Source organism: Sphingomonas elodea ATCC 31461, assembly GCF_000226955.1.
Classification (GTDB): domain Bacteria; phylum Pseudomonadota; class Alphaproteobacteria; order Sphingomonadales; family Sphingomonadaceae; genus Sphingomonas; species Sphingomonas elodea.
Genome location: NZ_AGFU01000050.1, coordinates 35095 through 60753 on the forward strand (window position 1 = coordinate 35095; position 25659 = coordinate 60753).

The 25659-nt window shown below is 68.5% G+C and carries 19 protein-coding genes; 13 read left to right on the forward strand and 6 right to left on the reverse strand.

Features of this window, described 5'->3' with window-relative positions; all coding sequences use genetic code 11:
* The first annotated feature begins 61 nt into the window (after positions 1–61).
* Entirely contained in the window at positions 62–886 is an 825-nt protein-coding gene (locus tag KK7_RS0114045; RefSeq protein WP_010545277.1) for a p-hydroxycinnamoyl CoA hydratase/lyase, read from the forward strand.
* Here the strand turns inward: KK7_RS0114045 and KK7_RS20745 are convergent.
* Positions 873–1319 carry a MarR family winged helix-turn-helix transcriptional regulator gene (locus KK7_RS20745; protein ID WP_040598650.1) on the reverse strand — a complete coding sequence of 149 codons (447 nt, stop codon included), beginning with the start codon at positions 1317–1319 and terminating at the stop codon, positions 873–875. The genes KK7_RS0114045 and KK7_RS20745 overlap by 14 nt on opposite strands.
* A gap of 86 nt (positions 1320–1405) precedes the next feature.
* Between KK7_RS20745 and KK7_RS0114055 the strand changes: the two genes are divergently transcribed.
* The 10 genes from KK7_RS0114055 (at position 1406) to KK7_RS0114100 (ending at position 13850) form a co-directional block, all read left to right on the forward strand.
* Entirely contained in the window at positions 1406–2827 is a 1422-nt protein-coding gene (locus tag KK7_RS0114055; protein ID WP_010545279.1) for an aldehyde dehydrogenase family protein, read from the forward strand.
* A 29-nt stretch (positions 2828–2856) separates the two neighbouring features.
* A complete protein-coding gene (locus tag KK7_RS0114060) occupies positions 2857–3744 on the forward strand; it encodes an AraC family transcriptional regulator (protein ID WP_010545280.1) in 888 nt (295 codons plus the stop codon).
* A 91-nt stretch (positions 3745–3835) separates the two neighbouring features.
* A complete protein-coding gene (locus tag KK7_RS0114065) occupies positions 3836–6439 on the forward strand; it encodes a TonB-dependent receptor (RefSeq protein WP_010545281.1) in 2604 nt (867 codons plus the stop codon).
* A 13-nt stretch (positions 6440–6452) separates the two neighbouring features.
* Positions 6453–7535, forward strand: coding sequence for an NAD(P)-dependent alcohol dehydrogenase (locus KK7_RS0114070; protein WP_010545282.1), 1083 nt, complete (start codon positions 6453–6455; stop codon positions 7533–7535).
* A complete protein-coding gene (locus KK7_RS0114075) occupies positions 7532–8503 on the forward strand; it encodes an alpha/beta hydrolase (RefSeq protein ID WP_010545283.1) in 972 nt (323 codons plus the stop codon). The genes KK7_RS0114070 and KK7_RS0114075 overlap by 4 nt, the downstream gene beginning before the upstream one ends.
* A gap of 34 nt (positions 8504–8537) precedes the next feature.
* Positions 8538–9626 carry an aromatic ring-hydroxylating oxygenase subunit alpha gene (locus KK7_RS0114080; protein ID WP_010545284.1) on the forward strand — a complete coding sequence of 363 codons (1089 nt, stop codon included), beginning with the start codon at positions 8538–8540 and terminating at the stop codon, positions 9624–9626.
* Positions 9627–9667: 41 nt separating this feature from the next.
* On the forward strand, positions 9668–10357 hold the full coding sequence (locus KK7_RS0114085) for a GntR family transcriptional regulator (RefSeq protein WP_010545285.1): 690 nt from the start codon (positions 9668–9670) through the stop codon (positions 10355–10357).
* A gap of 81 nt (positions 10358–10438) precedes the next feature.
* A complete protein-coding gene (locus KK7_RS20750; protein ID WP_138983968.1) occupies positions 10439–10777 on the forward strand; it encodes a hypothetical protein in 339 nt (112 codons plus the stop codon).
* Complete coding sequence (locus KK7_RS0114095; RefSeq protein WP_010545287.1) at positions 10774–12315, forward strand: methyl-accepting chemotaxis protein; 1542 nt, start codon at positions 10774–10776, stop codon at positions 12313–12315. Before KK7_RS20750 ends, KK7_RS0114095 begins: the two co-directional genes overlap by 4 nt.
* Before the next feature lie 71 nt (positions 12316–12386).
* On the forward strand, positions 12387–13850 hold the full coding sequence (locus KK7_RS0114100; protein ID WP_010545288.1) for a DUF4403 family protein: 1464 nt from the start codon (positions 12387–12389) through the stop codon (positions 13848–13850).
* Positions 13851–13854: 4 nt separating this feature from the next.
* Here the strand turns inward: KK7_RS0114100 and KK7_RS0114105 are convergent, their stop codons facing one another.
* Together KK7_RS0114105 and KK7_RS0114110 are read right to left on the reverse strand one after the other, a co-directional pair.
* Entirely contained in the window at positions 13855–14958 is a 1104-nt protein-coding gene (locus KK7_RS0114105; RefSeq protein ID WP_010545289.1) for a lactonase family protein, read from the reverse strand.
* Positions 14959–14988: 30 nt separating this feature from the next.
* On the reverse strand, positions 14989–16950 hold the full coding sequence (locus KK7_RS0114110; RefSeq protein WP_010545290.1) for an energy transducer TonB: 1962 nt from the start codon (positions 16948–16950) through the stop codon (positions 14989–14991).
* 91 nt (positions 16951–17041) lie between these two features.
* Between KK7_RS0114110 and KK7_RS0114115 the strand changes: the two genes are divergently transcribed.
* Entirely contained in the window at positions 17042–17449 is a 408-nt protein-coding gene (locus KK7_RS0114115; protein ID WP_029623291.1) for a TlpA family protein disulfide reductase, read from the forward strand.
* Between the two features lie 3 nt (positions 17450–17452).
* Here the strand turns inward: KK7_RS0114115 and KK7_RS0114120 are convergent, their stop codons facing one another.
* The 3 genes from KK7_RS0114120 to KK7_RS0114130 are packed head-to-tail and all read right to left on the reverse strand — an operon-like array spanning position 17453 to position 22472.
* Positions 17453–19195: a DUF885 domain-containing protein gene (locus KK7_RS0114120; RefSeq protein ID WP_010545292.1), complete on the reverse strand. Its 1743-nt coding sequence runs from the start codon at positions 19193–19195 to the stop codon at positions 17453–17455.
* Complete coding sequence (locus KK7_RS0114125; protein ID WP_237709219.1) at positions 19192–20229, reverse strand: Ldh family oxidoreductase; 1038 nt, start codon at positions 20227–20229, stop codon at positions 19192–19194. Before KK7_RS0114125 ends, KK7_RS0114120 begins: the two co-directional genes overlap by 4 nt.
* 2 nt (positions 20230–20231) lie before the next feature.
* The gene (locus KK7_RS0114130; protein ID WP_010545294.1) at positions 20232–22472 is read right to left on the reverse strand and encodes a beta-L-arabinofuranosidase domain-containing protein; all 2241 of its coding nucleotides are present in this window, start codon (positions 22470–22472) and stop codon (positions 20232–20234) included.
* Positions 22473–22747: 275 nt separating this feature from the next.
* On the opposite strand from KK7_RS0114130, the gene KK7_RS0114135 reads away from it, so the two are divergent.
* Positions 22748–25537: a DUF5695 domain-containing protein gene (locus KK7_RS0114135; protein ID WP_010545295.1), complete on the forward strand. Its 2790-nt coding sequence runs from the start codon at positions 22748–22750 to the stop codon at positions 25535–25537.
* Positions 25538–25659: the final 122 nt, after the last annotated feature.

The window sequence follows — 25659 nt, forward strand, 5'->3', positions numbered from 1 at the left end:
TCCCGAACGGCTTATTGTATGCCAATGATACATTCAAACGGCAATCGATGGAGAGGTTCGGATGATCACCAAGGACGGCGTTTCGTATCGCGTCGAGGACCGCATCGCATGGGTCTATTTCGCCCGGCCCGAAAAACGCAACGCGATGAACCCCGCGCTCAACCGGCGCATGGCGGAAGTGTTCGACGAGCTCGAGTTCCGCGACGATGTCGGCGTGCTGGTGCTGGGGGGCGAGGGCAATGCCTGGTCCGCCGGCATGGATCTCAAGGAATATTTCCGCGAAACCGAGGCGCAGGGGCTGGGCGGCATCCGCAAGTCGCAGCGCGAAAGCTATGGCTGGTTCCGCCGCCTGCGCTGGTTCCAGAAGCCGACGATCGCGATGGTGAATGGCTGGTGCTTCGGCGGCGGCTTCGGCCCGCTGTTCGCCTGCGACCTGGCGGTGGCGGCGGACGATGCCAAATTCGGGCTCAGCGAGATCAACTGGGGCATCCTGCCGGGCGGCGGCGTCACCAAGGTCGTGGTCGACCTGCTGCCGATGCGCGACGCGATGTGGCTGACGCTGACCGGCGACCTGATCGACGGCCGCCAAGCCGCCGCCTGCCGGCTGGTCAACGAGAGCGTACCGCTCGACCGGCTGGAGGCGCGCACCCGCGAAATCGCCGAGCTGCTGCTGAAGAAGAACCCCGTCGCGCTCAAATTCGCCAAGGATGCCGTGCGCCGGGTAGGCAATCTCACCTATGACGAGGCCGAGGACTATCTGGTCCGGATGCAGGAGGCGGCGAACTTCCACGACAAGAGCGAGGGCCGCAAGGAAGGCATCCGCCAGTTCATCGACGAGAAGAGCTACAAGCCGGGCCTCGGCGCCTACGACCTCAATCGCGGCTGAGCGGGGCGTGGATCCGGTGCAGCAACGCAAGCAGCGCCGTACGCTCGGCATCGTCCAGGTCGGCGAGCAGCGGCGCTTCGGATTCGCGCAGCCGCGCGATCATCTCCGGCAGCTGCGTCGCGCCCTCGCAGGTCAGGTGCAGCGCGTGGCTGCGCAGGTTCCGCCCCGGACGGCGCTCGACCAGCCCGCGCTCGACCAGCAGGTTGACCAGCTTCATCGCGCTGGCCCGGTTGATCGAGAGCGCACGGCCCAGCGCGGACTGGTCGAGGCCCGGCTGGCTGCGGATCAGCGCCAGCGCCGTCACCCGCGCGGGCGAGATGCCATAGGGGGCCAGCGCGGCGTGCGCGGCCTCCATCAGGCGCAGGCGGGCCATCTGCAGCTGATAGCCGATCAGCATGTCGAGTTCGGGGTCCTGGGCTATGGTCTGGGTCATCTTGTCCAATCGGTATGCCTGGGATACATTCTGGGAAAATAGAAGATCCGCCGCCGCGAGTCGCGGCCTGTTTTAGGAGAATGGCTTTGGAACGCACCTTCAAGCTGCTGATCAATGGCGAGGCCGTCGACGGCGCCTCGCAGTTCGACGTGATCAATCCCGCCACCGCCGAGCCCTTTGCGCGCTGCCCCAAGGCGGACGCCGATCAGCTGAACGCCGCCGTCGCTGCCGCCAAGGCCGCCTTCCCCGCCTGGGCCGCGACGCCGATCGAGGAACGCGCGGCCAAGGTCGAGGCGGTCGCCGCGCGGTTGCAGGAGCGGCTGAGCGAATTCGCCAGCCTGCTCACCAGCGAACAGGGCAAGCCGCTCGACCAGGCGACCGGCGAGGTGATGGGCACGGTGTTCACCCTGCGCGCCTTCACAGAAATGCGTCCGGAAACCAAGGTGCTGCGCGATGAGGGCGGCAATCGCATCGTCGAGCATCGCACCCCGCTGGGCGTGGTCGCGGCGATCACGCCGTGGAACTTCCCGATGATCCTTGCCGCCAACAAGATCGGCCCGGCGCTGGTCGCCGGCAATACCATGGTACTCAAGCCGGCGCCGACGACGCCGCTCACCACGCTGCTGATGGGCGAGATCTTCGCCGAACTGCTGCCGCCGGGCGTGATCAACATCATCTGCGACCAGAACGATCTGGGCGCGCTGCTCACCACCCATCCCGATGTCGCGAAGATCGCCTTCACTGGATCGACCGCCACCGGCAAGAAGGTGATGGCGAGCGCCGCCGACGGCGTGAAGCGCGTGACACTGGAGCTGGGCGGCAACGACGCCGCGATCGTGCTCGACGATGTCGAGCCGGCGCTGGCGGCCAGGAAGGTCTTCCAGGGCGCGATGTACAATGCCGGGCAGATCTGCGTCGCGGTGAAGCGCGCCTATGTGCCCGAGGGGATGTACGAGGAATTCTGCGACGAGATCGCCGAACTGGCCCGCAACACGGTGGTCGATGATGGCGCCAAGCAGGGTGCCAAGGTCGGCCCGGTCCAGAACGCGATGCAGTTCGAGAAGGTGAAGGCGCTGATCGAGGATGCCAAGGAGCGCGGCACCGTGCTGGCCGGCGGCGATGCGCTCGATCGGCCCGGCTATTTCATTCCGCCGACGATCGTCCGCGATCTCGACGACGACGCCCCGCTGGTCCGCGAAGAGCAGTTCGGACCGGTACTGCCGGTGCTGAAGTACAGCGATATCGACGAGGTCATCGCCCGCGCCAATGATTCCGAATACGGGCTGGGCGGCACGATCTGGGGTCGCGACGTCGCGCGGGCGACCGAAGTGGCGATGAAAATCGACAGCGGCACGGTGTGGGTGAACCAGCACCTCGCCATTGACCCCCGCATCCCGTTCCGCGGATCGAAGCAGTCGGGCCTCGGCGGCGAGCTCGGCCAGGCGGGGCTGCACGAATATACCCAGGCGCACATCGTCAACGCCGTCGAGCTGGAGCCGGCCGCCTGAGCGCGGTCGAGCATTTCACCACCCAGGGGGTGCCGCTCCAGCGGCGGCACCTCTTCTGGCGCGACATCGTCGCCGAAGCCTTTCCGGGCATGACCGCCATCGCTCCGGAAGGCATCCGCGCCGATCTCGCCCGGTGGAACCTGGGTCCGGTGGGCCTCGCCCGCGCCCGCAGCGCGCGGGCGCAGGTGCGGCGCGAGGGCAACCGCGACGGGCATAACCTGCTGCTCCATCTACAGCGCCGCGGACGGCTGACGATGCTGCACGGCGATACCGCCGTTTCGGGTGGCATGGGCGACATCCTGATCGCCGACGACAGCCGGCCCTATGCGATCGACATTTCGGACGCGAACGAGTGCCTGATCCTGCAAGTGCCCGCAGCGTTGCTCGGCGACGGCATCGGGCTCGGCCCGCTGCACGGCCGGCTGCTATCGGGACAGGACCCTCACGTCGCCTTTCTCAACCATATGCTGCTGGGACTCTGGGACCAGCGCGCGATGCTCGGCGCCGTCGATGACGGCGTGGGCGAGCTGCTGGTCGACGCGACGCGGCTGGTCTGCCGCCAGCAGCGCCGTGCTTCCTTCATCGCCGGCGGCGCCGAGACGCCGGTCGCCTATGCGCTGCGCCACCTCAGCGATCCCGAGCTCGGCACCGCGAGCCTGTGTGCGGCGACCGGGCTCAGCCCGCGTGCGGTGCAAAAGGCATTCCTCCGCGAAACCGGCCTCACCCCCACCGCCTTCGTCACCGATCGCCGCCTTACCCGCGCGGCCGAGCTGCTGGTGACGGAGCCCGGCCGCAGCGTGACCGACATCGCCTTCGCGCTCGGCTTCAACGATGCAGCGTTTTTCAGCCGCTGCTTCCGCCGCCGCTTCGGCACCACCCCACGCGAATGGCGCTGCAAGGGTGCGCGTCCGTCCTGATCGCGGTGCGCGCCCGTCCAAGACGGGCCGCCGGGTCCGCGCTAGCCTCTCCCCATAAGCGCCGCAGAAGGCGTGTCATCGGGAGAGGAAAATGCGCATTGGTCTCGCCACGGCCCTGCTCGCGTCGGCAGCATGGGCGGCGCCCGTCTGGGCCCAAACCACCGAACAACCCGCCCAGCCGGACACCAAACAGCAGGATGGCGGCATCGCGGAGATCGTCGTTACGGCGCAGAAGCGCGCCGAGAACGTCCAGGACGTGCCGATCGCCATTTCCGCCTTCGGCGCCGACACGCTGCAGGAGCGCGCCGTGGGTAGCGTCTCCCAGCTGTCCGCCATCGCGCCCAACGTCAATCTCGATGCCGGCACGCCCTTTTCGGGATCGCCCGCCGTGCTCTCCGCCTATATCCGCGGCATCGGCTCGGACGATTTCGCCTTCAACATCGATCCCGGCGTCGGCCTCTATCTCGACGGCGTCTATCTCGCGCGCACGGTGGGCGCGAACCAGGACCTGATGGACGTCGCCCGGGTCGAGGTGCTGAAGGGCCCGCAGGGCACGTTGTTCGGCCGCAACACGATCGGCGGCGCGATCTCGATCGTCACCCGCGATCCGGGCAAGGACTTCCGCGTTCAGGGCGACGTGACCACCGGCAGCTACAAGCGGCTGGGTGCGCGCGGGTCGATCGACATCCCCATCACCGACGGGCTGGGCGCGATCCTGAGCTTTGGCGTGCAGTCGCGCGACGGCTTCCTCGAGCGCATCCCCTATCCGGACCAGCGCGCCAACAATACCCCGTCCTACACGGCCTTCTCGGCCGCAGGCTATGGCAATGCCCAGCGCGAAGGCGGCAACGACAACTGGAACCTGCGCAGCAAGGTCAAATGGTCCAACGGCGGGCCGCTCACCCTCACCCTCTCCGGCGACTATAGCCGCGACAAGGGTACCAGCGCCAACAAGCTGCTCGGCACGGCCGAGACCGTGCCCGGCAACTTCGCCGGCACCACCAACCTGCCCGGGACCGGCTTCGACCCAACCGGCACCACCGGCTTCAACTTCGCCGGGCTTTACAACTTCTGCATCGGAGCGACCCAGGCGCAGATCGCCGCACGCGGCGCACAGGCGCTGTGCGGCACCTCCGGCACCCAGTTCAATCCACGCTTTCAGGTGCCGAGCTATGCCGGGGTCAATGTCGACGGCAATCCGGCGAACAACCGCCTGCCCTGGGACAGCCGCTATGTGCTCTCCGATCCGGACAAGAGCTACGCCACCGGCAACGCCTTTTCCGATCTCAGGAACTGGGGCTTTTCCGGCGTTATCGACTATGACCTGAGCGACGCGGTCGCGCTCAAGTCGATCACCGCCTATCGCCAGCTCGACTGGAGCGCCGGGCTGGACGCGGATGGATCCCCGCTCAACTTCCTCCAGCTCAGCTTCAACATGCGCCAGTGGCAGTTCAGCCAGGAAGTGCAGCTGCTCGGCAAGGCGCTCGACAACAAGCTGAACTATGTGCTCGGCGGCTATTATTTCAAGGAAGCGGGCAACCTCCACGACTTCGTGACGTTCGCCGAGGGCCAGGTGCAGGTGGATGGCCCCAACCGGCTGGAAACCGCCAACTATGCCGCGTTCGGCCAGATCGACTATCGCCCGACCGACTGGCTCGGCCTGACCGTCGGCGGCCGCTACACCAACGAGAAGAAGCGGTTCGAGGGCGGCCAGCAGGAGCTGAACGGCTTCAACTACAAGCTGTTCGGTTGCTCGGACGCGAACGGCAACATCACGCCGAACGGACCCTTCCCGCTCGCCCCCATCCCCTGCCGGGTGGGTCTGGGCTATCCGGATCCGAGCAATCCGGTGCGCGTCTATGTGCCGGGAATGAACCGCAAGTCGTTCAGCGATTTCTCGCCCAAATTCGGCGTGCAGCTGCACCCGAATGACGACGTCATGCTCTACGGCAGCTGGTCGCGCGGCTACAAGACCGGCGGCTGGACCACCCGCCTCACCAACCCGCAGGGCAATGTCGCGCCAGATTTCAACGAGGAGACCGCGACGACCTGGGAAGTCGGCGTGAAGTCGACGCTGCTCGACCGGAAGCTGCAGCTGAACGCCGCCGCCTTCAGCACCGACTACAAGGATATCCAGCTCAACATCCAGATCGGCACCTCGCCCACCATCGCCAATGCCGGCGACGCGCGGATCCGAGGATTCGAACTGGAAGCGATCGCCGCGCCGGTGCGGGGTCTGACCGTCAACGCCTCGCTGGGCTATATCGACGCGGTCTACACCCGCGTCTCGGCGGCCGCGGCCGCGGTGGGCGGCACCAACGCGTTCCAGGCGGGCACGCTGGTCGGCACGTCGCTCCCCAAGACCCCGAACTGGAAGGTGAACCTCTCGCCGCGCTACGAAACGCGGATCGGCAATGGCGGATCGCTGATCTTCCTCGCCGACTGGAGCCATGCCAGCAGTTTGTGGAACGACACCCAGCGCACCTTCATCCTCCGACGTGCCGCGGTCGACCTGGTCAATGCCAGCATCGCCTATCAGGAACCCGGCGAGCATTGGACGCTGACGGTCGGGGGCACCAACCTCACCGACAACCGCTATCTCACCTCCGGCGGCTCGAACATCGCCGACGGCACCTTCTTCGGCACCTATAGCCGCCCGCGCGAATGGTATGCGCGCTTCGGCTTCAAGTTCTGACGGGAGCGCTTCCATGGACATTCAGGCAGCCGTCACCGAGGCGGCAGGCGGCGGCTTCCGGATCGAGACGCTGCGGATCGATCCGCCGGGGCCGGAACAGGTGCTGGTGCGGATCACCGCCTGCGGCGTGTGCCACACCGACATGGTGATGCGCGACGGCGCCCTCCCCGTGCCGTTCCCCGCCGTGTTCGGCCATGAGGGCGCGGGGGTGGTCGAGGCGGTGGGGCCGGGGGTGACCGGCCTCGCCCCCGGCGACCCGGTGCTGCTCAGCTTCGACAGCTGCGGGGCATGCCCGGCCTGCCACGAGCATCAGCCGGGCTATTGCCCCGAATTCTTCCCGCGCAACTTCCTCGGCGCGCTGGCACCCGGGCAGGGCGGCCTGTGGCGTGGGGAAGAACGGGTTGGGAGCAACATCTTCGGCCAGTCCGCCTTCGCGAGCCATGCGCTCGCCCATCCGCGAAACGTGGTGAAGGTGGACGCGGACCTGCCGCTCCACCTGCTCGCGCCGCTAGGTTGCGGCATCCAGACCGGTGCTGGCACGGTGCTGGAGACGCTGAAACTCCAGGCGGGCCAGTCGATCGCGGTGTTCGGCGCGGGCGCGGTCGGGCTTGCGGCCGTGATGGCCGCGCGTATCGCCGGTGCCGGCCGGATCGCGCTGCTCGACCGCCACGCCCATCGCCTCGACCTCGGCGGCGAGCTCGGCGCCACGGAGACCGCGACGAGCATCGACGCCCTCCGCGGGCCATTCGACTTCGTCGTCGACACGACCGGGGTCCCGGCGCTGCTGGTCCAGGCGGTCGACCTGCTTGCCGCGCGGGGAACCTTGGCGCTGGTCGGCGCCTACCCCTCCGATCCCAAGCTCGCGATCGACGCCTCGGCGATCATGAGCCTGGGTCGCAGGATCGTCGGGGTAGTGGAGGGCGGAATCGATCCGCAGCGCTTCGTGCCCGAGCTGATCGAGCACTATCGCGCCGGCTGGCTGCCGATGGAGAAACTGGTGCGGACCTATCCCTTCGCCGCCATCGACCAGGCGGTGCACGATTCGGAAACCGGCGCCGTGATCAAGCCGGTGCTGCTGATGGAGCAGGATTCATGACCGAAACCACGCTGCGGCCGGACGTCGCCGCCTTCCTCGCCTATCTGGCAGAAAACGCCTCGCCCCCACTTTCGGCGTTGCCGGTGGAAGCCGGGCGGCTGGTGATGCGGGCGAATTGCGCGGTAGCCGATCTGCCACCGCTGTCGATCGCGCGCGTACAGGATTGGACCATACCCGGCCCCGCCGGGCCGCTTCCCGCACGGCTCTACGACCGACGCCTCGACCGCATTGCGAGCCCGCTGGTCCTGTTCTTCCATGGCGGCGGCTTCGTCATCGGCGACCTCGGCACCCATCACAGCTTCTGTACCTGGCTGGCCGACACGCTGGACCTGCCGGTGCTGGCGGTCGACTATCGTCTCGCGCCCGAACATCCCTTTCCCGCTGCGCCCGAGGATGCCGAGGCTGCAGCCCGCTGGGTGGGCTCGACGCCGGACGCGTTCGGCTTCCAGGTTACCGGCGTCATCCCCTGCGGCGACAGCGCGGGCGGCAATCTCGCCATCGTCACCGCCCAGCAGCTCGCGCTGCGTCCCGCCGCGGTGCCGCTGCGCGCCTGCTGGGCCTTTTATCCCTATATGGGCGGCGGTACCGACTGGCCGTCCTACCGCAGGTTCGGCGAAGGCTTCTTCCTCAGCAAGGACGAGATGGCCTGGTTCGACGCCCAGTACCAGGCACCCGCCGGCGACCCGCGCCATGACTGCATCCATGGGCCGATTCCCCCGGTACCGTTGCTGCTCCACACCGCAGGCCTCGATCCGCTGCGCGACGCCGCCCATGCCTATGCCGATCGGGTGGAAGCGGCAGGCGTGCCCGTGCAACGGCTGGAGGCCGAAGGCATGATCCATGGCTTCATCCATTTCCGCCAGGCGCTGCCCTCCGCGCAGGAGGACTGCGCCGCCTTTGCGAGGGCGGCCAAGACGATGCTGGCCGCATTGCCGGAGCATAGGGCACTTGACTCCCTCTCCGTTTGACCCTCTATTGGATCCAATAACGGAGAGGACACCCATGGTCGAGCAGATCGCCACCACGCACCGCGCCCCCCAGACCTGGCCCAAAGAGGCCTGGTATGTCGCCGCATCCGCCGGCGAATTGGCCGACCGACCGCTGGGCCGGACAATCTGTGGCCAGCCCATGGTGTTCTTCCGCGGGGCCGAGGGCCAGGCGATCGCGCTCGAGGATTTCTGCCCGCACCGCGGCGCGCCCTTGTCGCTCGGCTTCGTCCGCGATGGCGAACTGGTCTGCGGCTATCACGGGCTGGTCATGGGCTGCACGGGCCGCGCCACGTCAATGCCCGGCCAGCGTGTCGACAGATTCGCCGGCGTCCGCCGCTTCGCGGTGATCGAACGCTATGGCTTTCTCTGGGTCTGGCCCGGCGATTTCGAGACCGCCGATCCCGCTAGGCTCCACCATCTCGAATGGGCGGAGAGCCCCGAATGGGCCTATGGCGGCGGCTATTACCACATCCACTGCGACTATCGGCTGATGATCGACAACCTCATGGACCTCACCCATGAGACCTATGTCCACAGCAGCAGCATCGGCCAGAAGGAGATCGACGAGGCGCCGGTCGAGACGCTGATCGATGGCGAACAGGTCGTCACTCGCCGGTTCATGGACGGGATCGAGGCACCGCCCTTCTGGAAGATGGCGCTGCGCGGCGCGGGCCTACCCGATGACCAGCCGGTGGATCGCTGGCAGATCTGCCGCTTCACCCTGCCCAGCCACGTGCTGATCGAAGTAGGCGTCGCGCTCGCCGGCAAGGGCGGCTATGATGCCGAGGATCGCTGGAAGGCGTCCAGCATCGTCGTCGACTTCATCACCCCCGAGACCGAGACGTCGCACCATTATTTCTGGGGCATGGCGCGCCGCTTCGCCGTGGCCGACACGGCGCTGACCGATACGATCCGCACCGGCCAGGGCACGATCTTCGGCGAGGATCTGGAAATGCTCGAACGCCAGCAGGCCAATCTGCTGCGCTATCCCGAGCGCAAACTGATGAAGCTCAACATCGATGCCGGCGGCGTGCGTTCCCGACTGATGATCGACCGGGCGATCGCGGCGGAGCGGCGCCCGGAAGTCGAAGCCGCCGCCTGACCCCTTGGCGCCACGCCGCGCCAATGCTTTAAGCGCGGGTGATGGAAAAGCCTGCCAAGCCGGGCCAGCAGGTGCTGGTCGCCCTTCGCCGAATGATCGCAGACGGATCGATCCAGCCGGGCGACCGCATCGCCGAGATCCCGACCGCCGAGATGCTGGGCGTCTCGCGCATGCCGGTACGCACCGCCTTGCGGGCGCTGGAGCATGAAGGGCTGGTGGTGAAGCTCGGCGCGCGGGGCTATACGCCGCGCGCGGTCGACGCCGCGGCAATCACCGGCGCGATCGAGGTGCGCGGCGTGCTGGAGGGGCTCGCGGCACGTCGTCTCGCCGAACGCGGGCTGACCGAGAAGGAACAGGCACACCTCACCGCGATCCTCGCCGATGGCGACACGCTGTTCGCCAAGGGGCATCTGGCGGACGGCGACCTGGACGGATTCTACCGCTACAATCTGGCCTTTCACGACCTGTTGATCACGGCGAGCGGCAATCCCTCGATCGCGTTGGCGCTGGGACGCAACAACCACCTGCCCTTCGCCTCGGCAGCGGCATTGGCGCTCGACTGGGAAGATCTGGAGGGCGAGTATCGCCACCTGCTGGCGGCACATCACGAACACCGGGCGGTGTTCGAGGCGATCGCCGGCGGCGATGCCGATCGGGCCGAACGGCTGATGCGCGGCCATGCTGCCGTGGCCATCGCCAACCGGCGCGCCTTTCGCCTGCTCGCGGGGTAAGCCGCCCCCGAGGCGGCCCGTATGTCCATAAAGACAGGTGCTTGGCAGCGCCGGGAAGCCGCGCATCGCCTATAGATACCTATGCTCTTTTCCCGTCGATCACCCGCACCGCGGAGGCCAGGACCCTTTGCGCTGACGGCGCAGGCGATCGCGCTCGCCGGTGTGGGCGTGCTCGGCTTCGTACCGCCGAGCCATGGCAGCATGGTACTGATCCCGCTGACGGACGCCGGTGCCGCCGCATTGGCGCGGCTGGCCGAGGAGTCCGGTGCGGCGATCACCGGCGTCGGCCGCCTGCCGGGGACACGGTTCGTCACCGGCACGCGCGACAGGATCATGCCGCGCATGCTCGCGCACGGTGTGCTGGTGCTGCGCGGAAGCCCTCCCTTCTGCAGCGATCCCGTCGCTTCGGAACCCCGATGACGCGCCTGTCCCTCGACTCCCTCCGATCCACCGGCATGCGGCTGCTCGCCGCGCTGATGGCGCTTCTGGCACTGGCCGGTGCCGTCGGCGGGCTGGCGACCGGACAGGCGATGCTCGCCGGCGCTTCGCTGGTGGTGGCGGCCTATCCGCTGCTCCTCGCGCTGCAGGGCGCGATTGATCCCCGATGTCGCCTGATCGTGTCGATGACCATCGTGGCCCAGCCTGCGCTGCTGCTCATCGTGTTCCGCGGTCAGGCCTGGCAGCCCGACCTGCACATGATCTTCTTCGCCGCGCTCGCGGCCTGCGCGGTGCTGTGCGACGCGCGCGCGATCGTCGCCGGTACGGCGGTCGTCGCGGTGCACCACCTGCTGTTCGGGCTGCTCGTGCCGGACTGGGTGTTCACCAATGGCGGCGGCCTGCCGCGCATCGTGCTGCACGCGGTGATCCTGGTGTCCCAGGCCGGCGCGCTGATCCTGCTGACCGGCAGCATCAACGGTCTGATCGGGGCGCTTCAGTCCGAAAGCACGCACCGCGCCGATGCCGAAACCGCCACCGCCGACACGCGCCGTCGGCAGGCGGAGGAGCTGCGCACCATCGTCACGATCCTGAGCGATGGTCTGGCGGCACTGGCCGAAGGCGACCTCAGCCAGTCGCTCAAGGGCCGCCTCCCGGAAGCCTATGCCGCCCTTGAACGCGCGTTCGACGAAACGCTGCAGCAACTGCGGGGGCTGCTGGCAGCGATCAACGACAATGCCGCAGCCATTCGCGGCGGGTCGACCGAGATCGCCCAGGTGGCCGACCAGTTGAGCCGGCGCACCGAGGAGAATGCCGCCGCGCTGCGCGATACGACCGGCGCCGTAAAGCGTATAGACGAGGGGCTGGTCGCGACCGCGGACGCTGCCGGACGCACGCTCGCGCGGGCGAACGATGCGGTCGTCACGGTGCAGGCCGGCCGCGCGGCCGCCGGCGAGGCAGTGGGCGCGATGGGCCGCGTGCACGAGAGCGCCAAAGGCATCGACAGCGTGATCGAAGGGCTCGACAAGATCGCCTTCCAGACGCGCGTGCTGGCGATGAACGCCGCCGTGGAAGCCGGCCGCGCCGGCGAGGCGGGCCGCGGCTTCGCGGTCGTGGCGGATCTGGTTTCGGCCCTGGCGATGCGCGCAGAGGAGGAAGCGGGCCGCGCACGGGACCAGCTCACCTCGACCCAGCTTCAAGTGGGGGAAGCGCTTGGCATGGTCCAGCGGGTAGACGACGCCTTTGCCGGGATCGCCACCGACGTGGACGAGGTCCGCACCGACCTCGCCGACATGGCGACCGCCAACCAGTCGCAATCGCGCGCGGTCAATGCGATCAGCGCCACGCTGGCGCGGATGGACGAATCCATGCAGCAGAACGCGACCATGGTCGAGCAGACCTCGGTCGCCGCCCGCCAGCTGGCCGAGGAAGTGGCGGTGCTGAGCGACAAGGCCAGCCATTTCCGGGCGGACACGCGCGCGTCCGTGCATGGCGCCCGAGCCCCGGCCCATATGCTGCACTGATCCGCAGGGAACCCGCTCGCCCTCCGGCTGGTTGAGCCCCTTCGTTCCGGTCCGGCAACAAGGGGAAAGCGATGCGCGGGCAGTATCTCTGGACGCTGGTGCTGCTCGTGCTGGCCGGCTGCTCGGGCGACCGGGGCGGCGGCGCCCCGCCGCGCGCCAAGGACGGGATCACGGTGACGCCCGAACTGTCGACGCTCACCCTGCCCCTGGAAGCCAATCTTGCCGATCTCGCCGCCACGCTGGAGCGTGCGGTGCCGCGCCGGCTGTGGGGGATCGACGCACCCGGCCAGACCTGCGTCGCGCAGAAGCACGTCGATCTCGGCATCGCGACCCTCAAGACCCCCAAGATCAAGTGCCGCATTGTCGGCGAGGTGACGCGCGGTCGCATGACCATCGGCGGCAGCGGCGAGACGATCCGGCTGGCCATGCCGCTCCACGCGGTGGTCCGCGCCGAGGATATCGGCGGCGTGCTGAAGCGCGAGACCGCGACGGCCGACGCCATGGCGCACGCGGTGATCCGCCTCTCGCTCGGACCGGACTGGAACCCGCGCGGCAAGATCAGCATCGACTATGCGTGGCGGGATGCGCCGCATGTCGATCTGCTCGGCCAGCGCATCGAGTTTACCGACAAGGCTGATCGCAAGCTGGCGCCGGTGATCGCCAAGCTCGAACGCGAACTGCCCGGCGAACTGCGCAAGCTCGGCGTGCGGCAGAAGATCGAGGAGGCATGGCGCTCCGCCTTCACCACCCTGTCGCTCAACCGCGAGAACCCGCCGGTGTGGATGCGGGTGACGCCGAGGCAGCTGCGCTATGGCGGCTACGCCATCACCGGCAACCGGCTCCAGCTGCGGCTGGGCATGGAGGCGCTGACCGAGACCTTTGTCGGCCAGCGGCCGGCCGACCCCACGGCCACGCCGCTGCCCGCGATGCAGCCGCTCCAGGGGCCGATGGGGAAGGTATCACTGTTCGTGCCGGTGATCGCGGATTATCGGGAACTGGAACCGGTGCTGATGAAGGCGCTGGTCAAGCGCTCCGCCCGGCCGTTCGACGTGCCCGGCGTCGGTCCGGTGCGCGCCCGGTTCGAGACGGCGACGATCTACGGCACCAAGGGCGGGCAGATGGCCGTCGGACTGCTGTTCGCCGCCGAGGATGTCGCCGGGCGGATCGGGCGCACGCGCGGCACGGTGTGGCTGATCGCCACGCCGGTCAATCTGCCCAACTCCCGCCGCGTCGACTTCCAGAGCCTCGGCGTCAGCGGCACCACCGACATGACGGGCGGCGATCTCATCCTGCGGCTGATGAACGCGCCGGGCATGAGCAGCTTCATCGCCGCATCGCTCACGCAGAATTTCGAGCGCGACTATGCCGAACTGCTCGGCAAGGTCAGCCGCGCAATCGACACCCGACGCGAGGGGCCGCTGCGCATCGATGCGCGGCTGGAGCGGACGCGGACGGGCACGCTGCAGGCTTCCGGCCAGGGACTGTATCTGCCGGTCTGGGCGGAGGGCACCGCCGCGGTGCGGCTCGCTCGCTGACGGGTCAGGCGGAGACGAATACCACGCCAGGCATCGCCAGCCCGCGCGACGGCGTGCCCAGCCGCCCGTCTCGCGCGAGTGGCAGCCGCGCAATGTTGCCCGACCGCTGATTGGCGACGAGCAGCTCGCCGCCTGCCTCGCGCAGCAGGAACAGCCGCGGCCAATGGCCGCCGCAGCCGGCATGCTGGAGCAGGGTAAGCCCGCCGTCGCGCTGAATCGCGAATACCGCGATGCTGTCATGCCCGCGATTGGAAATGTAGAGCCGGGTACCGGCTGCGTTCACCGCGATATGCGCGGCGGCCGAGGCGCCGGCAAAGCCCTTGGGCAGCGTGGAAAGCGTCGCCAGCGCGGTGAACCTGCCATCGGGATGCGCGCGCAGCACCGTTACCGTATTGGCGAGCTCGGTGACGAGATAGGCGACCGGCAGGCGCGGGTGGCGCGCCAGATGACGGGGCCCGGCGCCCGCCTCGGTGCGGTAGGCGATGCTGGTATCGATCGCACCGCCAGCCCCCAGCCGGTGGAGGAACACCGCGTCCGCGCCGAGATCGACCGAATGGAGCTGGCTGCCGCGCGCGGTGAAGCCCACCCAGTGCGCGTGCGGCCCGGCCTGGCGATCGCGATTGGGGCCGCTGCCTTCATGCTGGATCCGCGTGCCCTCGCCCAGCGGACGCCCGGCGCGATCGAGCGCGAACAGCGCGACGCACCCGCTGGAGTAATTGGCGACGGCGAGGCGCCGACCGTCGGGCGAAAGCGCAGCGTGGCACGGATCGGCGCCCAGCGTGGAAAGATCCGCCAGCCTGTTGAACCGCGCATCGTAGATGCCCAGCCGCCCCTCGGTCTGCTCGTCGAGCAGATAGCGGAGCCCCGTAGTCGCCGATCGCACGCCGAACGACACGTTGCGGATCGCCGGCAGCGGCGTCGCTGCCCGCCAGCCCTGCGGACCTGCGACCAGCCGCACCAGCCCCGGCCCACCCCCGTTCGCATAGGTGCCGGCGATCAGCCCGGTCGCGGCAGAGGTGCGTGCCAGCAGCGTCGACGGGCAGGCAGCGATACCCATGCCGGCGCCGATCAGCGTCCGACGCGAGAGAATGTGGGAGGCGTTGGTCATATCGCCTTCAAGCTGCTCCGTCCCAGCGCGTCAACGACCGAACTGCTGGAATGCGATCGTCATGTTCTGCGCGGTACAGGCCGCCCCCTCTTCCGGACGGTAGCTGCTGGTGTACCGCAGGCCCTTGGCCACGCCGATGCCGGCCTCGTCGAACACAAAGGCGGGATAGGCGCTTACGACCCGCGGCGACAGCGTGTGCCCGTCTGGCGCGACGTCGAACTCCGAACGGACCCAGCCTTCGAAGCCGAAGCGCGACGCCGTGTCGGGAAATTGGTCGGTATTGCCGTAGGACCGCACCGCCGGCTTGAGCCCGAGCAGCGCGCATTGCTTGCTGGTCAGCCCGGTACCGGCGAACGCCTGCTGCGCCTCTTCCACGCGCCCCTTCGCCGCGGCGAGGTTCGCCCGCTGGAGCAGCGCCGCCACCTTGAGCGGATGGCGATCGGGCAGCGCCGGGGCCGCGATCACCTGGGCGAGCAGCGTATCGGCGTCGCCAGGCACCCCGCGACGGGAACGCGGCAGCGCGACCAGCAGCCGCAGCGTCGCTGCGGCAAGCGGATCCTGCTGGAACTCGGGCCGGGCCAGCAGCGCGCGCAACCGCTGCACATAGCCCCCGTCATGGCTCGAAACGCTCGCCTGCTCGATGGCGAGGAACGCGCGCGCCGGGATGGGTGCGGCAAGCGCGTCGGCCAGCACGACCGCCTCGCCCAGCATCGCCTTGCGCTGGTCCTGGCCGGCGACGCTGTTCCGGCCGATCGCCACAGCCGCGGCAAGAACGGCGGCGCGATCGCCCTTCGCCCGCGCCGTCGCCAGCGCAGCCTGCTGTGCTGGCAGGGCCTTGGCGTCGGGTTCGTCCTTGTCGGCACCTTCGGCAACGCCCTGCCCGGCAATCCAATCGGCGAAGGTGGCGGCAAGCGGCTGGATCAGCGAGGGATTATCGCCGCCGTTCGAGCAGCGCAGCTCGATGCGGGTCGCCCGACGGAAAAAGAGCGGCACGCTCTTCGCGGTTTCCGCAGTCCACGACCAGCCCGCCACCGCGCGCGAGAACGCCAACGCGGCTTTCCGACCGGCCAGCGTGTAGACCGGCAGTACGCCTTCGACATGCCCGTCCTCCGCCAGCGAGAATTCGACGATCGCGACGTCATCCGGCTTCAATCCTGTCGCTTCGCCGCAGGGCGGCGGGTCCATCTCGGTGGCGCGACCGAACGGGGAATCGCGGAAACGACCGGCGCCGGTATAGGCCAGATAATTGCGCGCGGATTCGAAATCCCGGTTCATCCACGCCGCGATGGCGAGATCCGAACGCGTCGCCAGGCCAGCGCTATCCACCTTCAGGCTCAGCCCGCCCTGCTTGCGCAGACTGTTCTTGAGCTCGGCATAGGCTTCCTGGGCGCGGCCGGCGTTGAGCAGGGTCCGCGCATAGAGCGATTGCACCGCCGCCACAGCGCCCGGATCGGCCTTGGGGTTCGCCACGATCAGGCTGCGCGCCTCGGTGGCGTAGCGCAACGCTTCCCCATCCTGGTCGAACATCAGCACCTGCGACAGCGCGAGCAGCGGCTTGATCCGCCTGTCACCGGTGCTGCTGTCCAGCGCGATGCGAAATTCGGCGGCCGCCGTGGTATAGTCGAACCGCAGCACCGCGATCTTGCCCAGCGCGAGATGGGCCTGCAGCACCTCCTCCTCGAAGCTGCCGCCCTTTGCCGCCAGCACCGGCAGCCCGCGGCGGATCGCCGCCTCGCCTTCCTCCACCTGCTCCAGCGTGATCAGGCAATAGCCCTTCCGCACGTCGATCGCGGCGCGGACGGTGGCGCTCGCCATCGCCTTGGGGTTCTTCTCGATCTGCGCGAAGGTCGCCACCGCCTCGGCGCATTCGCCGTCGGCGGCGGCCTTGGTCGCCTTGTCAAACAGCTGCTGCAACGTGAGGGCGGGCACGCCCGCCTGCTGCTGCGGATCGGCGGCACCTGCGAGCAATAGCGCAAGAATCAGCGAAGACATTGTGATACCCCCCATATCGATGCAGCCACCCAATCATGCAGGCGCGACAATGTCGAGAAGCAGCCGCGGCAAAATTTTCGGACGCTGCGCCATGCTCTTGGCGGCAGTACTTTCAAGCACGGCGCCCGCAGCAGGCGAGGAGCCCCTTCCCTATCCGCCGGAAAGCGTGCTGCTGTTCGTCGCGGCGTGGTGCGCGCCCTGCCATGGCGAGCTTGGCCACCTTGCCGAGATCACCGGCGGCGCCCGGCCGTATCGCGTGCTGGTGGTGCCGGTGGACGACAGCCGCGCCACCCGGCTGATGCTCGAACAGGTACCCCGCACCGCGCGCTGGGACCCCGAGACGGGCATCCAGCGGCGGCTGTGGCGGACCATCTCCGAAGAGACCGCCGGGCTGCCCTACAGCCTGGCGATCGGCGCGGACGGGCAGGTCTGCGGCCGGCACCAGGAGGCGCTGACTGCCGCGACGGCGCAGGCGCTCGTCGCCCGCTGCAAGCGGTGAGCGTCACTCCTCGTCGGGATAGGGGCCCTTGCCGCCTTCGCGGATGAACTGGTCGGTGCGCAGGTCGATCACGGTCAGCGGCACCGATCCCAGCTGCAGCATCGCATCGTGCCAGGCGCGGAGGTTGAACTTGGGGCCGAGCGCCTTCTCGGCCCGCGCCCGCGCGTCCAGAAACGCCAGCTCGCCCATATAATAGCTCAGCGCCTGACCGGGCCAGGCGATGTAGCGGTCGACCTCGGTCTCGATCTCGTGATTGCTGAGCGCGGTATTGTCGCGGAGGAAGGCCTGGGCCTGCTCGCGCGTCCAGCCCATCGCGTGGATGCCGGTATCGACCACCAGCCGCGCGGCGCGCCACATCTGGTAGCTGAGCATGCCGAAATGATCGTACGGCGTCTCGTACATGCCCATCTCGACGCCGAGCTTCTCCGAATAGAGCGCCCAGCCCTCACCATAGGCGGAGAGATAGGTATCGCGGCGGAAGGGCGGCAGCGCCTTGTTCTCATTGGCCAGCGGCATCTGGAAGGCATGGCCCGGCGCGCTTTCGTGCAGGGTGAGCGCGGTGAGCTGATAGAAGGGCCGCGACTTGAGATCATAGGTGTTGACCAGATAGACGCCCGGCCCGCCGCGCCCGCCGGTGTAGAAGGGGGCGAGATCGTCCGGCACGGGCACGATCGCGAAGCGGCGGCGCGGCAGATGGCCGAAATATTGCCCGGCCTTGCCGTCGAACTGCTTGGCCGCCCAGGCGGCGTGGTAGAGCAGCTCGCGCGGCGTCTTGGCGTAGAATTGCGGATCGGTACGCAGGAAGTTGAGGAACGCCGGCAGGTCGCCGTCGAACTTCGCCTCGGCCTTCACCGTCATCATCTCGGCGCGGATCTTCGCCACTTCGCGCACCCCCACGGCATGGACCTGCTCGGCGGTCATGTCGCGGGTCACATATTCGCGGATCTTGGAGCGGTAATAGGCCTGGCCGTCGGGCAGCGTCGTCGCCGCGAGCGGCGTGCGGGCGCCGGGGATATAGTCCTTGCGCAGGAACTCGAGCAGCTTGGCATGCGCCGGGATCACCGCCTCACGGATCGCCGCCGCCCCTTCGCGGCGCAGCTCGGCCTGAACCGATGCCGGAATCGCGCCCGGAAATTTCTGGAACGGGGTGTAATAGAGATTCTGCTCGACCGGCGCCTCCACCACCTGCGCCACACCGATGTCGCGGCCGGTGAGCGTCACCTTGGGCGGCGTGAACCCGCGGGCGAGCCCGGCGCGCATATTGGCGATGTTCTGGTCGAAATAGCGGGGCATGTCGCGCAGCGTCTTGATGTAGGCGCGGTACTGGTCCTCGGTCAGGAAGCTCTCCCGCGCCGATCCGGCGAGATCGCTCCAGAAGCTGGTGTCCGAGGTCAGCGGCTTCTCGTAATCGCGGAAACGCTGTTCGGCGAGCAGTGCATCGATCTGACCCTTGTACACCAGATAGTCGATCCGGCCCTTGGGGCTCAGCTTCGCCGGGTCGATCGCGGCGAGCTGGCGCGACACCGCCGTCCAGCGCGCGAGCCGGGCCGCCTGGGCTGCCGGCCCGACATCGGGCAGGCCGCCCTTGGCCGCCGGCGTGTCCTCGCCCGGGCCCTGCTGCTCCGTCCGCCACTTGTATTCGCTGTCGATGATCGCCTTGAGGCGGGCATCGGGGCTCGCCGGCTTCGGCGCGGGCGCCCCGGCGGTGGCGAGCAGGGCGGCGGTGAGGAGGAGAATGGGCTTCATGGCGTGAGGCTCGCTTCCAGCGCTAGAATGTCGGCATAGAGTTTCTCGGGGATCCGCACCCCTTCGGCAAGGCTGCGCGCACGGGCGGCATAGCGGCGCGCCGAGGGCAGGCGGGCGCCCTGCCCCTCGATCGCGTCGAAGAGCGCCTCGGCCCGGAGCAGGTGCCCAGCGACCGCTTCGCCGAGGAACCCGGTGGGATCGATCGCGACGATCAGCTCGCCGCCCAGCGGCGAGGCACCCGCGCCGGCATCGGCGGCGATCGATTCCGCGCTGGTCCAGTCGCCGATCAGCGGGCCGGCGACCAGCTCCACCATCGCGGCGAGCGCGGATCCCTTGTGCCCCCCAAAGGTGCGCATCGCGCCGTCGAGGATCGCGGCGGGGTCGGTGGTCGGCCGACCCTCCGCATCGATGCCCCAGTCTTCCGGCACCGCCTTGCCTGCGCGACGGTGCAGCTCGATCTCGCCGCGCGCGACCTTGCTGGTGGCGAAGTCGAAGACGAAAGGCGGCGCCGGTGCCAGGCGGGGCCAGCCGAACGCGATCGGATTGGTGCCGAACACCGGCCGCGTGCCCCCGGCGGGCGCGACCCAGGCGTGGCTGGGGGTGAAGGCGAGCGCCACCAGCCCTTCCTCCGCCAGTGCCTCGACCTCGGGCCAGAGCGCGGCGAAATGGACGACGTTGTTGAGCGCGAGCGCGGCAATGCCATAGGCGCGCGCCTTCGCGATCAAGGCCGGCTTGCCGACTGCGAAGGCCAGCTGGGCGAAGCCGCCACCGCCCTCCACGCGGGCCAGCGCGCGGGCCGGCTCGGACAGCACCGGCACGGCATCGCGCACCACCTTGCCCTTGGCGATGGTGTTCGCCGCGACCAGCAGCCGGTAGATGCCGTGCGAGGCGCAGCCGTCGCGCTCGCCCGCGACCATCGTCTCGGCGACCGCCTCGACATGGTCCTCGGCAAGGCCTGCCGCAAGCAGCACCCGCCGGGCGAGCGCGCGAACCTCGTCCAATGTCAGGCGGACACCCGATCCTTGCGTCGCCACGCTCACGGCCTGGCGGTGAACAGCACCACGCCGAACACGGGCCCGGCGCTGCTGCGATCGTGCGGCACAAAGCGGACGCGCACGCTTCTCTTGCCCTTGGTCAGCGCCTCGGGGAGCGGATAGGTGACGTCGTAGAACTTGCCCGGCTGTTCCTTGTCGTTGAGCGTCTGGGTGGCGATCTTCACGCCGTCGACCAAGATGTCAAAGCTGCGCTCCCGCTCGCCACCCCAATAGGTCGCCTGGAGCAGCAGCGGGCCGTCCTTCACCTTCATCTTGAAGTCGAAATAGCCGCCCGAGCGCGCATCGCGCCCCTGCCGCCCGCGATAGGAGACGGGGTAGGAAATGTCCGAGCGCAGGTCATGGTCGCGCTCGGGCTGCATCTCACCCAGGTGCATCACGTCGACCGAGCGCGCCGCCACGTCCTTCAGCCGGGCCTGCTCGGCGAGGAAGGCGGCCTGTTCCTGCCGCCACTGCGCCTCGCTGAAGCGCCGGAAATAGACCGCGCTGCGCCGCTCGACCTGGCGGTAGAAGGGCACGAAGCGCAGGTCGGCCGGGCGTACGATGCCGCGTGTCTCGAACACCGCAGGCTCGGGCGCGGGGGTGAAGGCGGCGAGCAAGTCCGTCCCCACCAGCGCCGGATCGCCGGCATTCCACGGGGTGGAGGTGGGACCGAGGTCGCCCGCCAGCACCATCGGCCCGCGCAGCACTGCGACCGTACTGTCGTCGCCCGGCGCCGCCTCCAGCCGCAACGCCATCGGCAGGCTGATGGCGATGGTGTCGTCCCTCTTCCAGCTGCGCGCGACGATCGCATAGCCGCGATCGAACACCGCGTCCCCCGGCTTTCCGTTCACCGTCACTACCGCCTTGCCCTCGGCCCAGCCGGGCACGCGCAGCGCGATGGCGAAACGTGCCGCGCGGGCAAGCTGCTCGACCTTGAGCGTCGCCGTGCCCTCGAACGGATAGGCGGTGTCGAGCACCAGCTTCGCCTTCTGGGCCTTCCAGTCGATCTCCGCCGGGATGTAGAGATTGACGAGCAGTGCGCCCTCGCCCTGCCAGAACGCCGCCTCGCCATGCTTGGCATGGCTCTCCAGCCCCGAGCCGATGCAGCACCAGAAGGCATCCTCGTTCGGCTGCGAATATTGACGCTCGGCGCCGCTCATCAGCGGGGTCATATAGGTGAAGCCGCCGGTCTTGGGATTCTGCGCCGCCATCACATGGTTGAGGTGGGCGCGCTCATAATAGTCGAACAGCACGCCGTTCGGCTGCCAGGCGAACAAATGGCTGGTCAGCTTGAGCATGTTGTAGGTGTTGCAATGCTCGCACGTCTGGTCGGTGATGTGCTGGGCGATGCTGTCGGGCGCGGAGAAATATTCGCGGTCGGCATTGCCGCCGATCACATAGCTGTGATGCCCGGTCACCCGTTCCCAGAAGAAGCGGGCGGCGGTGGCGTCGCCGGCATCGCCGGTCAGCTCGTGGATGCGCGCCAGGCCGATCAGCTTGGGCACCTGGGTGTTGGCGTGGAAGTTGGCGAGCTTGTCCTCGCCCGCCTTCAGCGGACCCAGCACGCGATCGTCGTAGAGCCGCTTGGCGACCACCATCCAGCGCGCATCGCGGGTGCGGGCATAAAGCTCGGCATAGCTTTCGTTCAGGCCGCCATATTCGCAGCCCAGCATCTGCTGCATCTGCGCGTCGTTGAGCGCGGCGAACACCTTCTCGAAATAGCCGGCAAGGCCCAGCGTCACCTGCAGCGCCTGGGCATTGCCCCAGCCGGCATGGACGTCGAGCAGCCCGGCGAAGACCTTGTGGACGGTGTAGAGCGGCGACCAGCTGCCGTTGAGATCGAAGCCGCCCGACTTGATCTCGCCGCGCATGATCTCGGGGAAGATCTCCTCGCCGTCGACGATCGTGCCGTCCTTCCGCTTGCGCCCCAGCGCGCCGACATAGCCGGTGCCGCGCTTCGCCTGCGCCTCGGCCAGTTCCGCCACGATATAGTCGGCGCGGCGGCGCATCTCGGGATCGCCGGTCTGCTGCCACATCAGCACCAGCGCGGTGAGATAGTGGCCGAGCGTGTGGCCGGCGATGGTGTCGCTCTCCCATCCGCCGTAGAGTTTACCCTTCGGCTCCAGTCCGGCATATTTGCGGAAATTGTGGAGTAGCCGGTCGGGCTCGAGCTGGAGCAGCGCGCGGTGGTTGACCTCCACGGCGCTGGCATAATCGGAGGGGCGCAGGCGGATCGCCGTCAAGGGAAGCGGCGAGAGCTTCGCCGGAAGTATCGTGGCACCCGCGGCCCGTACGGCGGTTGGCAGCGCCCCAGCTGCGAGCAATGCCCCGCCGGCCCCCGCCAACAACTCTCTTCGCGTGCGTGCCATTCCTACCCCTCTTCCAATCGTATACGATCTACGAAGGCTTCGCGGTCCGGTCAAGCAGCGTCCGCCGCGGCCATCTTATATCGTATAATATTCTTGACCGGCTGTACCGGCCATGGTCTACCGCGGATCCTGCAAGGGGAGTTGCGAGAATGGTAGCGGATCGGCGGCATGGCACCAGCGGACGTGTGGCGCGACTGCATGCCCCGCGCCTCATCCTTGCCACCGCCGCCCTTGCCGGCGTGAGCAGCCTGCCCTTCGCCGCCCCCCTCTTCGCGCAGGAGAAGCAGGAGGCAAAGCCGGTCTATCCGCCGATCCGCACCACGCCGATGCGCGTGGGCGCCTTCCTGCTCGCCCTGCGCAGCGACACCGGCACGCTCGCCCGGCTATCGCCTGTCGCAGAGCCCGGCTTCGATTTCGTGCCCGGCGGACGCGAGGCCGAGCGGCAAGGCGACGGCTACAACCATGTCGGCGACATCAACATCCGGTTGCGAACCGCGGGTGGCGCCTGGCGGGACTTCGCCTCGGCCCGCGCGCGCAAGCCCATCGCCGCGCTGCCGCGGACGCCGGGCGTGTTCGCCGCGGCCGACATCACCGCCAGCATGGGGGAAGGTATCCCGCTGCGCGTCGAACGGCGCTGGGTGGACGCGGCCGGCGTGCCGGTGCTGCGCTTCCGGCTGGTCAACACCTCCGCCGCGCCGGTCGAGGTGGGCGGGCTGGGGCTGCCGATGGTGTTCGACAACATCCTTCAGGATCGCACGCTGGAGACGGCGCATGCGGCGGCGAGCTTCGTCGATCCCTATATCGGCCGCGATGCCGGCTATCTCCAGGTCACGCGGCTGAACGGCAAGGGTCCGGCGCTGCTGGTGCTGCCCGACGGCCGAACGCCGCTGGAGAGTTACGCGCCGCTCAAGAACCCGCGCGAGCCGCTGGCGATCTTCACCGACAAGAGCCCGCGCAGCCAGGTTTCCGAAGGCTTTTACGACTGGACCGTCGCCTCCAAGGGCTTTGTCGAGCAGGAATGGCGCAAGGCGGGTGAACAATGGAATCCGCCCACCAGCTTCACGCTGGCGCCGGGCGAAGCGCGAACCATCGGCGTGCGGCTGGTGCAGGCGCCGTCGATCCGCGGCATCCAGTCGACCCTCGTCGCACAGGGGCGCCCCGTGGCGCTGGGCGTGCCCGGTTATGTCGTGCCGAACGACCTCGAGGCCGCGCTCTTCCTCAAATACGCCCAGCCCGTGCGCAAGGTGGACGTCTCGCCTGCCGGCGCGATGACCGTCACGGCGGCGGGAATGGTCAATGGCTGGCGGCGCTATGCGGTGCGGGGGACCGGCTGGGGCCGCGCCCGCCTCACCATCACCTATGCCGACGGCACCGCGCAGACGGTGCAGTATTTCGTCACCAAGCCGCTCGAGGCGACGATGGCCGATCTCGGCCGTTTCACCACGACCAAGCAGTGGTTCGACGATCCCAAGGATCCGTTCGGCCGGTCGCCCGCGATCCTCAGCTATGATCGCGAGGCGGGCAAGGTCCTGACCCAGGAACCGCGCGTGTGGATCGCCGGCATGAGCGACGAGGGCGGCGCCGGCGGCTGGATCGCCGCGATCATGAAGCAGCTCGACAATCCCGACCCGGCCGAGATCGAGCGGCTGGAGACGCTGGTCGACAAGACGATCTTCGGCAAGCTGCAGGTGGCAGACGGCGAGCATATCGGCGCGGTGAAGAAGAGCCTCTTCTACTATGATCCCGAAGGCATGCCCGGCTATTACGATCCCGAGTCCAACTGGAAGAGCTGGACCAGCTGGTCGAAGAAGGATGCCGGCGATCTCGGCCGCTCGTTCAACTACCCGCATGTCGCGCTCGCTTATTGGACGCTCTACCGGCTGGCGCGCAACCATCCGGGGCTCGTCACCCATCACGACTGGCGCTGGTATCTCGACCATGCGCGGCTGACGATCGTCGCGATGATGCGCGATGCGCCTTACTATACCCAGTTCGGCCAGATGGAGGGTGAGGTTTTCGTCGACGTGCTCGACGATCTGAAGCGCGAGGGGATCGCCGACGGCGCCGCGCAGATCGAGGCGCTGATGAAGTCCCGCGCCGATCACTGGAAGGGCCTTGCCTATCCGTTCGGCAGTGAGATGGCGTGGGATTCGACCGGCCAGCCCGAGGTCTATGCCTGGATGCGCTATTTCGGTTATCCGAAGCAGGCGGCGGAAACCGTGGAGGTGATCCTGGGCTATGACCCGCTGATCCCGCACTGGGGCTATAACGGGAATGCCCGGCGCTATTGGGATTTCCTCTATGGCGGCAAATATCCGCGTATCGAGCGCCAGATCCACCATTACGGCTCGACCAACAACGCGTTGCCGCTGTTCGAGGCATTCCGCGCGAATCCGTCCGACCTGCACCTGCTGCGCGTCGCCTATGGCGGGCTGATGGGCGGCATCACCAACATCGATCGCGACGGCTTCGGATCGGCGGCGTTCCACAGCTGGCCGGACCGGATGGAATGGGACCCCTATAGCGGCGACTATGGCTCGGGCTATTTCGCCCATGCGTACGGCGCCGCCACCTATCTGGTGCAGGATCCGACCTTCGGCTGGCTCGGCTATGGCGGCAATGTTCGCGTCGCCCCCGATGCGATCACGATTCAGCCCAGGGACGGCGCGCGCAGCCGCCTGTTCGTCGCGCCTGCGGGCCTGTGGATCACGCTCGAGGCCGGCAAGATCGCCGCTGCCCGCTACGTACCGACGACCGGCACGGTGACGCTGACGCTCGATCCGCGCAACGCGACGACGCCCCGCGCGCTGGTGCGGCTGCAAAAGACCACCGCCGGACGCGCCTATCGCGTCGAGGGCGGGACCCCCGAGCGGGGTGCCACGGCCGTGCCGCTCGCGGGCGAGGCGACCACCGTCCGGCTGGTGCCCACCCCGGGCTGATCGCGCGGCGAGTCGCAGCGCGGCTCGCCCGGCCCCGCCCCATCTCCACGCCCCGTTCCCGGGCTGCTGCCGTCCGTCGCTTCGCGCCGGCGATCGGCCGTGCTGCGCTAAAAAACCGCTTG